At 44.2% G+C, this 15562-nt stretch carries 9 protein-coding genes; 1 reads left to right on the top strand and 8 read right to left on the bottom strand.

All coding sequences use genetic code 11. From position 1 onward, the window contains the following. The first annotated feature begins 606 nt into the window (after positions 1–606). On the top strand, positions 607–1974 hold the full coding sequence (locus tag AB0756_RS11545) for an IS4 family transposase (protein WP_038082873.1): 1368 nt from the start codon (positions 607–609) through the stop codon (positions 1972–1974). 1092 nt (positions 1975–3066) lie between these two features. Here AB0756_RS11545 and AB0756_RS11550 read toward each other — a convergent pair. The 8 genes from AB0756_RS11550 to AB0756_RS11585 all read right to left on the bottom strand — a co-directional run bounded on the left by AB0756_RS11550 (position 3067) and on the right by AB0756_RS11585 (position 15532). After that, entirely contained in the window at positions 3067–4641 is a 1575-nt protein-coding gene (locus AB0756_RS11550; RefSeq protein ID WP_237265807.1) for an MDR family MFS transporter, read from the bottom strand. Between the two features lie 38 nt (positions 4642–4679). Next, positions 4680–4796, bottom strand: coding sequence for a hypothetical protein (locus tag AB0756_RS11555; RefSeq protein WP_162002327.1), 117 nt, complete (start codon positions 4794–4796; stop codon positions 4680–4682). A 118-nt stretch (positions 4797–4914) separates the two neighbouring features. Further along, entirely contained in the window at positions 4915–6309 is a 1395-nt protein-coding gene (locus AB0756_RS11560) for an HlyD family secretion protein (RefSeq protein WP_038073809.1), read from the bottom strand. Between the two features lie 25 nt (positions 6310–6334). Next, positions 6335–6901: a DsbA family protein gene (locus AB0756_RS11565; RefSeq protein WP_237265806.1), complete on the bottom strand. Its 567-nt coding sequence runs from the start codon at positions 6899–6901 to the stop codon at positions 6335–6337. Between the two features lie 270 nt (positions 6902–7171). Continuing rightward, entirely contained in the window at positions 7172–7795 is a 624-nt protein-coding gene (locus AB0756_RS11570; RefSeq protein WP_038073804.1) for a response regulator, read from the bottom strand. Positions 7796–7890: 95 nt separating this feature from the next. Continuing rightward, positions 7891–9867 carry a sensor histidine kinase gene (locus tag AB0756_RS11575; RefSeq protein WP_050045123.1) on the bottom strand — a complete coding sequence of 659 codons (1977 nt, stop codon included), beginning with the start codon at positions 9865–9867 and terminating at the stop codon, positions 7891–7893. 235 nt (positions 9868–10102) lie between these two features. After that, positions 10103–14785, bottom strand: coding sequence for an nSTAND1 domain-containing NTPase (locus AB0756_RS11580; RefSeq protein ID WP_237265805.1), 4683 nt, complete (start codon positions 14783–14785; stop codon positions 10103–10105). A 468-nt stretch (positions 14786–15253) separates the two neighbouring features. Next, entirely contained in the window at positions 15254–15532 is a 279-nt protein-coding gene (locus tag AB0756_RS11585; protein WP_038082007.1) for an RNA recognition motif domain-containing protein, read from the bottom strand. Between the last annotated feature and the right edge of the window lie 30 nt (positions 15533–15562).

The following is a 15562-nucleotide window of genomic DNA, read 5'->3' on the forward strand; positions in this document are numbered from 1 at the left end:
CAGAACACTACTGTTTCAAAAACGATAAAACAGGTATCAGATTCAATCTGTTGCAGAGCGGCGCGAGGGGGCTAAGCCGCCCCCTCAGGACTCCCCGGCGTGCCAGTTTCAAATGACCATACAAAAACTACTACTGATGCCTCAAAGGGTACAAATGGTCATCTTCAACTGGCTGAATCAAAAATCATGAATTCTGCCAGATTTTGAGCACTGAGCTTGAATGTCGTCAAGAAATTGAAAAGACTGCACTTCGAGCTAGCCCAAGACTGGCGCAACAGTTTCAACAGCGATTGTGACACAGAGGGTGTCCAATGGGAGTTGAAGATCTGTGCAGATAGTATAATTATGATGGAAAAAATCATTCAGACGCTCAGCAGTAACGGTGAATGAAGCAACAGATGCGGAGACTAGGGGACAGTCTGAGGCTGTGAGATCACAGATGAGGATCGAACCTCAACAAGCGTTGTCAACGCAAGAGAAATTGGCGGTATAAACCGCTTGGGGGCGAGACTCTGCGCTTTGGTTTGTCTCGACGCCCGGTGTCTGTTAGATCACCATGTAGAAAGAGGATATTGGCGAGTGCTTGAAAACAAGAGGTAAGTGTCAATGTATCAGTGGGCAGAAAAGGAACTCGAGAGTCTGGATTTGGGAGATAGAAGACGGGAAAAACGATTGAGAAAAATGGTGGAAGATTTAGCTTCTCAACCCGGAGAAAGTGTACCACAAGCGTGTGGAGATATAGCAGCAACAACAGCCGCGTATGATTTTTGGAAGTCGCCCTATTTCCAGCCAGATGATATTCGGCAAGCGCATCAAACGAGTACAATTAAAAGAATAGAATCACATCAAATCCTACTGGCAATTCAAGATACAACGAATATCGATTTAACACACCATCCTCAAACGACAGGTTTGGGATATCTGGACTGTGCAACAAGTTTTGGATTAAAAGTCCACTCCAGTTTGGTGGCTTCAATAGATGGAGTGCCATTAGGAATTATTCATCAACATGTGTGGACTAGAGAACTGGAAAATTTAGGCATATCTAAAAAACGGCATCAAAGAGAAACAGCAGAAAAAGAAAGTCAACGTTGGTTAGATACAGAACAAGCTATACATCAGTTAATTCCCCCAGAGAAAATTGTGGTGACGGTAGCGGATTCAGAGGCAGACATATTTGATTTATTCAATCAAGAACGAGCCCAAAATTTTCATTTATTGATTCGTGGAACTCACAACCGAAAAGTAGACCACAATGCCAAGTATTTACATGAAGCCATCAATGCAACACCTGCACGTGGGGAGCTGAAGGTGGAGGTGAACCGCTCACCACAACAGCATTGGAGAATCGCCCATCTCACTATTCGATTTGCCACATTGGACATAGCAGTGCCATCGAATCATATCAGAAGAAAGCAGCTAAATCCTGTGAAGTTACAAGTGATTTTAGCCAGAGAAGAGAATCCTCCAGAAGGCGTTAGTCCCATTAGTTGGTTATTATTAACGAGTCTTGAGATTAAGAGTTTAGAAGATGCGGCCCGGTGTGTGCGTTGGTATACGTATCGATGGTTAATTGAACGCTACCACTATGCATTAAAGAGTGGCTGTGGAATCGAAAAATTACAGTTAGAAACTGGGCGTCGCATCCACATGGCACTAGCAACTTATTCAATTGTGGCATGGCGTTTACTCTGGTTAACTTATGAAGCGCGAATGCACCCACAGACTCCGTGCGATACAGTTTTAGAAACCCATGAATGGCAATCATTATGTGTGACTATTTCGCAAAATCCTCATCCTCCACAAACACCACCCTCTCTTAATGAAGCTGTGAGAATGATTGCTAAACTGGGAGGTTTTTTAGGACGAACTCGTGACGGAGAACCGGGTTTAAAGACAATTTGGCGTGGTTTAAAAAGATTACATGATATTGCTGCTACCTGGAAATTACTGAAAAACCATTGTGCTACTTAACAATTAAGATTTTTGACGGTAGCAGGCAGAGAACAGAGGGCATCTATCTTCTGTTTATCCCTGCTATCAATACAGTTGAAGAAATGCCAAAAATCCGGGTGGCAACTGTTAACGGACTTCAAACTTCATCCCATTTTTCTGATTCTTCCATCTGCGGTGTGCTTTTCCCTTGCGTGCCATTTGGGTCTTAAACCCTTGAACATTCGCTCACTCTATGTTGGTCACGAGCAAGTATTCTCCAATGAACAGAGCAAAGCGATGCTGCATCTACTAGCTTCTTTCAGCACTTCAGGCTAACACCTGAAGTGCTATCAACAACAAAATTCCACAAGTTTTGCCAATCTCGCAGAATTCATGATTTTTGATTCAGCCAGTTGAAGATGACCATTTGTACCCTTTGAGGCATCAGTAGTAGTTTTTGTATGGTCATTTGAAACTGGCACGCCGGGGAGTCCTGAGGGGGCGGCTTAGCCCCCTCGCGCCGCTCTGCAACAGATTGAATCTGATACCTGTTTTATCGTTTTTGAAACAGTAGTGTTCTGGCGATGATTGCCGTACTCATACAACCTGCTGCAAACCCCATCTAAAAATGACTTTCGCACCTCACTAACTTCTTTTTACTCAAGTATTTGTTGTCGAATATTTTTAGAACTTATTCTCCTTACATTTTCACCATTGTAGACTTTTCCTTTGCTTATCCACTGCCCCTGAAAGGTTCTCTGTCGCAATTCCTTCCACAAATTTTTCCCTCGCCACTCGAGTGATCTTTAACAAGCATGGCTATCCACATCCGCCATCAGACCACCACTTCCATCTCCCCTACTCTACATCATTTGATTTTTGTCAACCCCTAGAGTCCGTATTTCTCCTCAAACCCTTTCTTCATCCGAGTTTTGCGATTGTTAAGAAAGATGCGGGTAATGGATAGCTTGGTAAGGGGGGACAGAGGGGGGTAATTTTTGTACCTTACCAGGTTGAAATTTGCTGTAATATATGTTGACAAAAACTAAATTACATATATTGGGGTAAAACCCCGATTGGCATAGGGAAGATCTCAGATAAGCTAACATTTTCGGTTCCTCCAAACAATATTTAATGTACGGCTCCACCCTCCACAGGTTTGATTTTCTTAAAAAACAACACTAGAAATGCACTCAATAACAACACGCATCCTATAAAGAAAAAGCAGTCATTAAATGCCATGACATTCGCTTCGCGACGTACTATTCGATCCATAAGTGCAAATGCTTGATTCTGTGCTTGGGTCGGATCGCTAGTGTGTTGTAAAAACATTTGGATCATCTGGTCAAGGCGATCGCGCGTGATGGGATTTGATAGCGAAATGTCATCTACTAGGCGATTGGAATGAAACCGTTCTCGTATTGATTGCAGCGTTGCTAACGTAGCAATACCAAATGAACCGCCTAAATTCCGCGACATATTATATATAGCTGAGGCTGACCCAATGTGTTTTGGTTCAATCCCTACGGTGGCAAAGCTGGAGAGGGGGGTCATCACCAACGGTTGCCCCAATGCTCGAATAATTTGGGCTGAGATAAGCTGTGGCATTCCCGTGTCATGACTCATTGTGGTATTCATGAAGCAACTGACTCCGAACATGGTAAAGCCGATCGCCACCAATAGGCGTAAATCAAATCGCTGCATTAACTTGGGTACAAACGGCGTAATAAACAACTGCGGTATCCCTGCCCACATAATGGTTTGACCGATCTCCATGGCGTTATAGCCTTGAATTTGAGTCAGATACAAAGGTAGAATAAAAGTCGAACCATACAGCCCTACCCCTAAACCCATTGTCGTAAGAATGGCAATCAGAAAGTTACGGCGTATCAACAGGCGTAGGTTCAACAACGGCTGTTTTTTGACAAACTGCCAAACGATAAAGACGGGCAACACAATTCCAGCCACCATTGCTGCTCGCTGAATTTCTTCTGAGCCAAACCAGTCTTTACGGTTACCTTCTTCGAGAAAAAATTCCAGGGAAGAAAGCCCGATTGCCATTGTCACAATGCCAAACCAATCGCCTTTCTTAATTAGATTCAACTGCATTGGACGCTGGGGCAAAGCATACCAAACGCCAGTAAGAAGCAAAATTCCCGGTAGGACATTGAGATAAAAAATGTACTCCCACCCATAGCTATCGGTGAGCCATCCGCCAACAGTAGGACCGAGGGAAGGAGCCAAGGTAGCTGATAAACCAAACATCGCCAACCCAACAGGTTGCTTGGCAGGTGGCAAAGTCATCAGAATTACCGTGAATGCCATCGGAATGAGCACTCCACCTGTAAAACCTTGGCCAGCGCGAAACAGAATCATTTGTGGTAAACTAGAGGCGAAGGCACAACAGATAGAAAAGCCAATAAACAGAGCTGTATTGACCAGTAGATACCTCTTCACCGAAAAGACTTGAGAGAGCCAGCCTGTAAGCGGAATGACGACAATTTCTGCAACCAGATAAGCTGTGGAAATCCAGGCTCCTTCATCCAGTGATGCTCCCAGTGCTCCAGTGATATCATTCAGGGAAGCATTGGTAATTTGAATATCCAACACAGCCATGAACGCACCCAACAACGTTGCTGATACACCAATCCAGTCTTTGAGCGAGACATCAGGTTGGGTTGGGGGAGTGTGAGTTACGGTTGCCATGGGCATTTACCTCTGGAAGAAATAAGTTGAGCGAGCGTTTATCGAGCGACCTCTAGATTCATAAGACCGATGGTTGCATTGGCCAAACCATTCAGCATAAACTGTACTCCTAGTGCTGCTAGCACTAATCCCAATAATCGCGTCGCAATCTCCATGCCCATCGTGCCTAAACCGCATTGAATGCGATCGCGATCGGCAAGGTAACAAACACGGCAAAAGCGATCGCTCCCGAGACACCAATTAACTCTAAGCGAGTAGCTTGATTTTGAATTCTCAAGGGGTTTCCACGGTAGCTACCACCGACATCCCCGGTGAAATTCGTGTTTGATAGTCCTTAATACTTTGTGGATCGAATACAATCTTCACTGGAATTCGCTGTACAACTTTGGTGAAGTTACCGGTAGCGTTATCAGGTGGTAAAAGTGCGAATCGTGCCCCTGATGCTGGAGAGAGGCTGTCAACTTTGCCAATGAAAGTGCGATCGGGGAACGAGTCGATTTCGATCTCAACCTTTTGACCGGGATGCATTTTAGCCAATTGCGTTTCTTTGAAGTTTGCTACCACCCAGGGTTGCTCTGTCACTAACGACATTAACGTTTGTCCGGGCTGAACGCGCTGCCCTACCTCTACTGTTTTATTCCCTACCATTCCCGCACTTGGAGCAACAATTGCCGTGTAGGATAACTGTAACTGAGCATTTTTTACCTGGGTTTGCGCCTGTTCGACTGCTGCTAGGGCTGCTTGGTATTGCCGTTTATTTACGATAGTTTGTTGTTTAACAGAATTTGCCTCCTGTAATGTCCCTTTGGTCGATGCAAGTTTGGCTTCAGCATTTTTCAAATTTTCCCGTGCCTGTGCGACTCGCGCCTGTGCTTGCTTCACTTGTTCTTGTGTAGCACTTCGTTGTGCTATTAGAGCATCGTAAGCCGCTTTGGCAGCATCAAACTCAGAACGAGGAATGGCTCCGGCGTTAGATAGTTGATTGTAGCGATCGTAATCCAGCTTAGCTTTAGCAAGATTTGCCTCTACTTGAGCTAATTGTGCTTGTGCTGCGGGAACACCTTCTTGCGCCTCACTTAACGATGCTTGTGCCGTAGAAATGCTGGCTGTAGCGGCGTCAATATTACCCTGTGCTTGGGTGGTTTGTCCCTGAGCATTAGTGGAAGCGACGTTTATATTTGCTTGAGCAACATCAGCTTGCTGCTTGGCAACATCCAGGGCAGCTTTTGCCTGTAGGAGTGCTACTTGGTAGTCATCAGGATCGAGCTTGACTAGGACTGTCCCAACTTTGACAGATTGATTATCTTGAACTGCCACTTCAGTGACAGTGCCATTGATACGAGCATTGACAGGATGAATATCCGCCGTGATGTAAGCATCATCAGTGTCTTGATGAGTACTGGCAAATTGCCACCAGCGATAACCATAGATGGCAGCCACAACACCACCAATACCGAGCACGCCCAGCAACAGCAACTTGCGAATCGGTTTGCGGGTGGGTTTGGTAACAGGTGGCAATACAGGAGGAGCAGCGACTGTTAAAGACGTGGGGGGAGAAAGAGTAGTCCCTTCAGCGTTTTGTGTCACTACAACTGAAGAATCCATAGGTTGATAAGAGTTTTGCTCAGTGCCATCGGAAAGGGGTTGAGAAGAATTTAGAGCATCCATAAGAAATTTATCAGTTCAATGTATTTTATGAATTTGAACGCTTGACGTTCTCAATCTCATATAACAGTGTGTCCAAATGCCAGTTATCTTTGAGCCGCAACCCATTTAGAAAGAATGTTGGCTTTCGTGTCACTCCATATTCCATCCCACTGAGAAAATCAGCTCGGACACGATTGCTGTAAACTCTTTCAGAAAAGCTCCAAAGGAAGCGAGGCATATTCAAACCCAAGTTCAGTGCATACTCAACTAAGAAACCATCATCAAGTGCATGCTGATGCTCAAATAGGATATGGTGCATTTCCCAGAACTTGCCTTGTTCGCCTGTTACTTCTGCCGCCTCTGCTGCCCGTTGTGATTGGGGATGCAGAGATGGAATCGGAAAATGACGAAAGACATAACAGAGATCGTTTTCCAGACGCTGCTGAAGTTGTGGTATCAAGCGGTTAGCTTTGTAGCAGTGCGGACACTGATAGTTGCCATACTTGACGGAGACAATCGCCGCTTGAGTCGCTCCTTGAACGCGATCGCGATCGCCAATCGGTTGCTTGAGTTTACCAGAATCAGGAATTTGGCTCATAGAAACTCGACTCATCAGGATACCTCAGCAAACAGGAAATTGTCGCAGCAGTGAAGGTTGAAGTTCCAGTTTTTAGAGCCATGCTTGATGAGATTGCAGTTGCAATTGTCTGGAAAGCCGAGTTTCCCAGAAGGGCGAGTGGCTGTTTGTAACTCTTTGCTGTAACAACTATAAATTATAAAAAAACTTAATTCTTTTTTCGCCTATCGATAGTTTACTTTTCGAGCTGAACGATCGACCAATGCCAAACCAATCTAAAGTTAAGGTATTACCGACTACTTAGATTCACATGCGAATAATGCCGCGCTTGAGAGCTATCACAACTGCTTGAGTCCGATCGCTTGCCCGCAATTTGGTGAGAATATGATTTACGTGCATTTTGACTGTGCCTTCAGTAACATTCAATATCTCACCAATTTCTCGATTGCATCTGCCTTTAGCAATCAAGCGTAAAACTTCGCACTCGCGATCGCTCAGTTGCGCTCCGTTGATGCGATCTGTAAGTTTTGCCCCAATTTCCGGTGGAATATATTTTTTACCTGCGTGAACTGCTCGAATTGCCTTAGTAATCTCATCGAGGGGCGCATCTTTCAAAATGTATCCTTTGGCTCCAGCGTGTAATCCTCGGTAGATGTTTTCATCACCATCATAGGTAGTTAGAATAATAATTCGCGCTTCAGGACACTTTTGCCGAATTGTGGTGATGGCTTCAACACCTGTGATATCCGGCATCCGCAGATCCATTAGGGTCACATCAGGCTGGTGTTGATGAAACAGCGTGATTGCTTCTTCTCCATTGCTGGCTTCTGCAATCGGGATCATCCCAAGCTCGTGTTGTACCATTAAAACGAGTCCGTTTCGTACAACTGCATGATCGTCAACTACAAGAACGCGAATCAAATCAGCCATCGCTTCTACCAAAACTTTTTACTTCAATGAACATAAATTTCGGTCGAATCGTTCCTGCCACTTGGACTTAGCCATTTTATCAAGCAGAAGCGCTTTCATTGTAGCGGGACTTGCACTTGAATTTCAGTTCCTTGCCCTGGATAGCTACAAATTATCAATTGCCCGTTTAGGCGTGATGCTCGTTGTGCCATACTTATTAAACCAAAGCCGCCGTTTTCAACGTTTGGCTCAAAGCCGCTTCCATTATCCCAAATCCTTAGAACGAGCGTCGTGGGTTTATAGGTGAGCTTGACTCGTAATTGGGTAGCTTGGGCGTGTTGAACTATGTTGTTAACTGCTTCTTGGGTGATTCGCAACAGATTTTGACCGACGATCGCAGGTACCAAACACGGCGTTCCCGCAACCGACACTTCGACTTGAATCGGTATCCCTTCAGCCAGTTGCTCGATGCACCGTGGCAGTTTATGAGCGATATCGGCGTATTCGTTGGCAGTAGGATGCAGTGCCCAGATGGAGCGACGGGCTTCGGAAAGTCCGGTTTGCGCCAGGGTAAGGACGCGCTCGAGAATCTGCCGGGTGTCGGTGGGGTCCGAATCAATAAGTTTTTGTGCCATGCCAACTTGAATCGAAATACCCGTAAACGCTTGAGCAAGAGTATCGTGAATTTCACCTGCCATGCGGTTGCGTTCTTCTAGAAGAGCGGTTTGTTTAGCTTCGTCTGCTAGCCGCATTAATTGGATTGTCAGCGTTGCTTGGTGTGCGATCGCTTGAATCAGTTCTAAATCTTCTGCCCCAAACTCGCGCTTCTCGCTAAAGCGGACAGTAAAGCTACCGACGATTTCCGCTCCCAGCAGCAGGGGTATGCCTAACATGGTTTTTATGCCTAACCGTTCTATAAATTGGCGTTGGACTGGGGTAATGTCGGGGTAAGTGTCGAAATCGTAAATGACGGGAGCGCGTTCGTGGAGATGCCTTTTCCAATTCAGATCGCGGGATAAGTCTTCTCGACCTTGAATCCACTGTCCGCTAAGGCGATCGGTATTTTCTGGGGTAGCAGGAATAATGCTTCCATTGAGGTAAACCAAATGCAGTGAAGAGGTATCAGAGTCAGGGTTCGCGAGCCAGAGTGCAGCAGAGGTGGAGCCGAGGTGTTCGCTAGTGACTTGGAGAACGTGACCGAGGGAACGATCTAAATCGAGGTCAGTTGCTTCTAAAAGTTGCTCGCGGGTTTGCAGTCGGTTGAGCGTTTGCTGAAGTTCAATGTTGTGACGTTCCAATTCTTGCGATCGCTCTTGTTCGGCTTGAAGTAGGGCTTGCTGGGTACGTTGGCGCTCGATCGCACTCCCTGCACAATCTGCTGCAATTTTTAATACAGCCATTTCAGCCGAATTCCGATGTTTTGCCTCACGACAGTCATCAAAACCAACAATACCCCAATATTTACCCTCTATCATAATTGGGATGGCATAGCCTGACTTCACGCCAAGTGCTTTTTGCTTGCTGCGGAAGGGTTCGCAATACTCGTCGATTAGTCCGCCAAATGCTTGTCCCTGACACAATAGTTGATATTCTGCTTCGATTCCTTCATAAGAAATTTCTGCACCACTATTTGATTGAATTTGCGAGAAAATGTAGGGAGATGTCCACTCGTAAAAATATCTAATAACTCCCAGCGTTTCGCCAGATAAGTCATGACAGTGTTCGCCAAGACAAACGCGATCGCAATCTAAACTTTCACCAATAATTTGTAAAGCTCTATTGATTGCATCATCAAAGTTCTCAAATGTTAGGATTGTATTTACAGCCCTTGTAGTGGCTTCCAGTATGCGATTGCGCTGGTGCAAAGCTGCATTAATCTGTTCTAATTCTGCCACTCTTGCTTGGGCTACTCTTGCTTGCTGCCATGCCTGTTGCTCTGAGTGCTGGTACTGTGCCAGTTTAGTTTGGAGCGACTCTACCGTGTTTTGTAGCTCTTGAAACTGCATTTGAATTTGAAATTCATTCTCACGACCGTTGTGCCCCTGACTAGAAGCAGAACGAGGTGTGCTCTTGCTTTTGTCCCCTGAGTCCATGCCTTTTTTCTCAACTAGTCACAAAAATTGCTGAACACAATTGTACTGGATAATCTAGTCTCTACCCATTGGTCATATTTTATAGGATAGCTCAGGTAAGGAGGGATGCTACACTAGTACAGTTCGGCGTAAATAAGGCAACCATTAGTAACAGATAAAAAGCTTACATTCAAACTTTTGCGCCTTCTGCCATCTGCCTCCAGACTTCTGCCTTCATGTACTAGCTTCTTCAGATTCACGTGCCACTACTACATAGATGTTGTTGGTTGTTGTTGGAATTTTTGAGATAGTCTTTTAACCAATTGCAACCATCTTCCAATAAATTATTTAAGTCTAAATTCCATAAAATGATTTGGTGTTTATTATCACCAGAAATAATCATATTACCGTCAGCACTAAAACCAATACTGTTGACGATCGAGCTACCATCAAATGCCTCAAGTTGTGCAAGCTCTTGCTGTCGATCTACACTCCAAATCGTTATAGTATAAGCATTTGCAGCAGCAAGAATTTTGCCATCGCCGCTGAAACTCAGGCTTTTAACAGGGCTGAGATGGTTACCAAAAATCTTGGGTTTCTCAACATCTAGGCTCCAAAGTATGACTGTAAGGTCATCACTTCCCGAAGCCAAAAGTTTCCCATTGGGACTAAAATTGATACTTCTAATTGGTAACTCGTGGTGACCTACAGTTTTGATTTCTTGAGTTTTGAGATTCCAAAGTTTAATTTCATTATCTATGACAAAAGCGATGCTCTCACCATCCGGATGAAAAACAATATTTGAAATCGCACCATTGTTATTAAGGGTTTGAAGTAACTGACCGTTCTTACTCCATAATTTGATAGTTTTGTCAGCACTTCCAGAGGCAATGGTTTGATTGTCAGGGCTGAAACTAACACTTGAAATCGCATCGTTATGACCTACAAAAGTTTGGAGTAACTGACCGTTCCGATTCCAAAGCTTGACAGTCTTGTCTTTACTTCCAGAGGCAAGAGTTTGACCGTCAGGGCTAAACACAACACTTATAACGACATCATGATGACCGCGAAGGGTATGAAGTAACTGACCGCTTGAACTCCAGAGCAAGATCGTGCTGTCATCACTAGCGGATGCAAACATCCTACTATCGCGATTGACACTGATACTGGCGATCGCACCTGTATGTTTTTTCAGGATTTGCGGTTGCTGGCATTCCACACACCAAACTTTGATAGTATTGTCCCCACTTGCGCTAACAATGGTCTTGCCATCGGGACTAAAACTGGCGCTAAAGAATCTTTGGGTATAGCCAGAAAAAGTGGTAACTACTTTACCAGTTAGATTCCAAATCTTAATGTCATTGTCCCAGCTTGCAGAAACAAGAGTTTTGCCGTCTGGGCTAAAACTCAAACTTGCGACAAGACTTTTATGTCCGTTCCAAGTTTCGGATTTCCCATTCTCCAGATGCCAAATTTTAATCGTGCTGTTTTTACCACCAGAGGCAAGAATTTTGCCATCTGGGCTAAAAGTAATGCACGTGACAGCATCATTATGTCCAATGAGAGTTTTTAGCAAACGACCATCGCGGCTCCAAATTTTGATAGTTTTGTCCTTACTGCTAGAAGCAAGGGTTTTGCCATCTGGGCTGAATGCGACACTTGTAACAGTATCATTATGTCCAATAAGAGTTTTTAGCAAACGACCATCGCGACTCCAAATTTTGATAGTTTTGTCATCGCTGCTAGAAGCAAGGGTTTTGCCATCCGGGCTGAATGTCACTCTTGTGACGCCACCACCATGCCCGGTGATGGTTTTAAGTAACTCACCATCGCGACTCCAAATTTTGATAGTTTTGTCATCACTGCTAGAAGCAAGGGTTTTGCCATCCGGGCTAAATGTTATACTTGTGACATTGTCTTGATGCCCGGTGATGGTTTTGACTAACTCACCATTGGGGCTCCAAATTTTAATAGTTTTGTCTTGACTGCCAGAGGCAAGTATTTTGCCATCGGGACTGAACTTGACATCGTAGACATTGGCTGTGTGACCCAAAAAGCGATTGCGCTCTGGCATTGTATACACTGCTTTCCACAAAGCTGATTTCACCAGCATCTGAGTTTCGGGAGATGCCACGCCTGATGTTTTCAGTTTTTGCCCTGCCCTGACTGCTTGGATGAGCGACTCCAAGCCATTGTTTGCAGCAAATAGTGCTTGAGATGATTTGCTCAGGGCTTCTATTTCATTTTTTATAGAATTTTGCCAGTTCCACCAACTAATTCCAGCGAGACACATTGCCATTCCTAAACCGCTCGAAAGACTCAAAAAAGCAATGTGTCGCCTGCGTTTTTGCAAATTGATTTCTCGCTTCCTTTGTTCTAAGGAAAGACGAATAAATTCTTTTTCCGCAGAACTCAGTTCCTCATAACGTTGCTGGTGCCAGTAGTCTGCATCATTTAAAGGCTTTCCTCGCAACAGCCCGCCTTCGTCTTTGCTACTGCTTTCCCACTGACGGACGATCGTTCGCAGATGCTCTTGCCAGTGTCGAAATTCGCCGTCTTTTTGCAGCCAATCTACCAAGCGTCCCCAATTCTTAATCAGCGCCTCGTGTACAATTTCTACCGTTTCTTCCCCTGTAAACTCATTGCGGTTTGTAACAACTAAACGGTGTGACGCTAAATGTGTTACTAAATCCCAGTTCTCTGAATTGATTTCATCGCGAGTGGCTAACCTCCGAGTGGCTTCTGTATTTTCCCCCAAACGTACTAACTGCACAAACACTTGCCGCGATCTGGCTCGATCTGTCTCACTTAACTGGGTATAGACTGTTTCAGCATGATTCGTCAGTGCTTGCTCTACACCGCCAATTTCTTCATAACCTCGATGGGTTAGCAATCCTTGGTTTTGTTTTGACCACAATTGTGTGAGGGCAAACTCCAGCAATGGTAACCGTCCTGGTTGTTCTTCTACGTTAGAAATGAGTTTATTTGTCAAGCCATTTTCCAGTTTGACTTGCATCTGGGCTGCTGGTTTTTCAATACAATCGCGCAATTCTTCACAACTCATGGGTCCGAGGTTCAAAACTCTTCCCTGTAAAGCATCGCTAAATGGGCGGTAAGATAAAGCATATCCATAAAAGTCAGCTCGTAAAGTCATTACTAAAGTAAATGCTGGAGCTAATCTCACGGCTGTCAATAATGAGTCTAAGAAGTACTGGCGCTGTTTCTCACTGCAAAGAGTGTAGAGTTCTTCAAACTGATCGGCTATGAGTAACAAGCGACTTTTGGGATTTTGCTGAACCAACTTTTCTATGATTTTGTATAAAGCGTTGCCATCCTGACTGAGTGCAACTTCTAGTTCCAGTTCTACTAAGCGACGGGTGTTGCGATCGCTTCTCGGTAAGTGGCGATCGCGAATAATATCTATCCCTGTTATCAATTGATATTGTTCTTTGTTGGGGAACTGCAATCCTCCTTCCTCAGCTCGGTGGTAGTTCCCGGTTTGACTGGTGAGTTTCAAAGAGGAAAGGGATGTTGCCAAGGCTGCTATTGGATTGTTTCCCGGACGAAAGGAAACGACTTGCCAATCAACCAAAGTATCTTTTTTTAGCTGCGGAACCAATCCAGCAAAAACTGTACTCGACTTCCCACTTCCACTAGAACCAACTACAGCCACTAACGACTTTCTTTTAACCGACGCTAGTAATTCCTTTGTAAACTCCTCTCTTCCAAAGAATAGATCTGCATCCTCCTCGCTAAAAGCAAATAATCCTCGGTAGGGACAGACCGATATTCCACCCAACTCCAACCACGTAGGTGGTTCTACGGCTGGGTTTTGACAAATCACTGGCAACCATGAAGCACCGGGAAAGTCATCTTCCAATCCTTGCAATTTTCGGCGTGCTTGCTGAACAGCAAGATACAGGGGTAGTCGCTGTAGTGCAAAACCGTATAAAAAATTTTGAAAAAATTCTGCTGCTACAGAATTGGGAACGGGTTCCCGCATGACGATCGCTGTAGGAATGTTTAGTTTTTCTAGTGCTAACGCCAATCCCAAACCATCGCAGGAGTTAAAGACCGCTAGTTGTAAACCCTTTTCAATGGCTGTTTTCAGTGCTTCTTCTAATTGTTCAATTGTTAAACTGTTGTTTGTTGGATTTTCATTAATGTATATTCTGCCCGTTTCACCTTCCGTTTGGCTGTGACCTGCAAAAAACAAGATATCCCAACCTTGTGAGTCCCAAAGCTGGGAATTGAATTGCGAACGAGAGGGGTTATTCAGAACAACAACTTCTGCATCTGTTAGGTTCTCAAGAGATTGGGTTTCTATTTCTAAGTTGATATCTTTGCTGTTACCCATGACAGCTAAGATTCTAACTTTCTTTCTTAGCGATTGTGACTCTCCTATTTCCGAACGTTTATACTCTGGTCTGGAAAGAGCCATTTCTGCTTTAGGATAATCGTTGAAAAAATTCCAACGACACCAAGGTATGCGCTGTAATATTTCATCGTTGGTTTCAATAATGACTCTGATTTCTTCTTTGGGATTAAGTTGCGATCGCAGTTGCTGGGTAATGTTCAGAAACTCCTTAGATGCAAGCCAATCATCAATGCTTTGCTGCATTTTTTGAGACAGCTCGTCAAAAGTGACTTGAGAAACATTTGTAACTCCACCGTCATCCAATTCTAGTTCATCATCATCTGGATCATCTGAAGAACGCAAATGTTGACGACCGCACAGATTTTGATAAATTAATTGCCAATTTCTATAGAGGTCGCTTAAATGTGCTGCTGCTGGTAAGCTACCAATAAATTGTTGTGGAAGAGAATACCCTGCTGACCACAATTGGCAGGTAACTCTTGAAAATCCGTTTATTAAATCCCCACTTCCTAATTTAATAACGACTGATTTATAGATTGATAATTTATCTTTTATTTGCATAAATATTTTTTATACTTAATAGCGGTCGATGAAATAAATATTTGGTTTGTAGTTGCGCTATCTTCTCATGCATCGCTACTATACGCAATCCTAAATCATTTCTAGGAAACTTACACTTCCTAGAGCGAATAAAATTCGCAACTATAAAAACAAAGTCCCTTCGGGTTCACCCTATCTCAGGAGCGGAGACGCTACGTGCAAGGCACAAGCTTCGCGTTGCGAAGCTATGCCCGCAGGGCTATACGGGTTCGCCAGTCGCCAGGGCGCGAGAAACCCGCCTACAGGACTGGATTCACCACCTACGTGGACTTTACTAAAAAACCTGCACAGGAAGGTTTTGTCTGTATATCGGTTAATTCTATTCGCTAAGGCTGAATGAAATTTGACATCAACAGCAGAAACAATTCCTACGTATTTTCTCACAAAACATTTAGTATTGCTACTACAAACGCGATCGCTTGCGACGACCTATCTAGTACGTTTTGGTGGTGGACTACCAGTTCCATGGCTTGCTGGTTTTAACCCTCTACTATCTTCCTCATCAGCAGAGACTGAAAGTATATTGCCATTAAATTCTCTACCATTCAGGTTTGCAATAGCACGATTCTCAGTTTCTTGATTGTCTAAGTTTACTTTTCCTTGACCGTCAGACAAAGATTGAATTTGAACATCTCCATATTCCGCAAACAAATTTTCTAAATCTTGCTCTGTAAATTCTAAAGGTAGATTTGCAACCCTAATAGTCATGTTATCCTCCTAAATTAATCAAGCTTCAAA

The organism is Tolypothrix campylonemoides VB511288_2 (assembly GCF_045999855.1).
In the GTDB taxonomy this organism is placed as follows: Bacteria; Cyanobacteriota; Cyanobacteriia; order Cyanobacteriales; family Nostocaceae; genus Scytonema; species Scytonema bouteillei_A.

Bases quoted from the DNA above. Each gene is read 5' to 3' on its own strand.
- AB0756_RS11585 (WP_038082007.1), bottom strand. From the start codon at position 15,532: ATGACTATTAGGGTTGCAAATCTACCTTTAGAATTTACAGAGCAAGAT.
- AB0756_RS11545 (WP_038082873.1), top strand. From the start codon at position 607: ATGTATCAGTGGGCAGAAAAGGAACTCGAGAGTCTGGATTTGGGAGAT.
- AB0756_RS11570 (WP_038073804.1), bottom strand. From the start codon at position 7,795: ATGGCTGATTTGATTCGCGTTCTTGTAGTTGACGATCATGCAGTTGTA.
- AB0756_RS11565 (WP_237265806.1), bottom strand. From the start codon at position 6,901: ATGAGTCGAGTTTCTATGAGCCAAATTCCTGATTCTGGTAAACTCAAG.
- AB0756_RS11575 (WP_050045123.1), bottom strand. From the start codon at position 9,867: ATGGACTCAGGGGACAAAAGCAAGAGCACACCTCGTTCTGCTTCTAGT.
- AB0756_RS11550 (WP_237265807.1), bottom strand. From the start codon at position 4,641: ATGGCAACCGTAACTCACACTCCCCCAACCCAACCTGATGTCTCGCTC.
- AB0756_RS11555 (WP_162002327.1), bottom strand. From the start codon at position 4,796: ATGGAGATTGCGACGCGATTATTGGGATTAGTGCTAGCAGCACTAGGA.
- AB0756_RS11580 (WP_237265805.1), bottom strand. From the start codon at position 14,785: ATGCAAATAAAAGATAAATTATCAATCTATAAATCAGTCGTTATTAAA.
- AB0756_RS11560 (WP_038073809.1), bottom strand. From the start codon at position 6,309: ATGGATGCTCTAAATTCTTCTCAACCCCTTTCCGATGGCACTGAGCAA.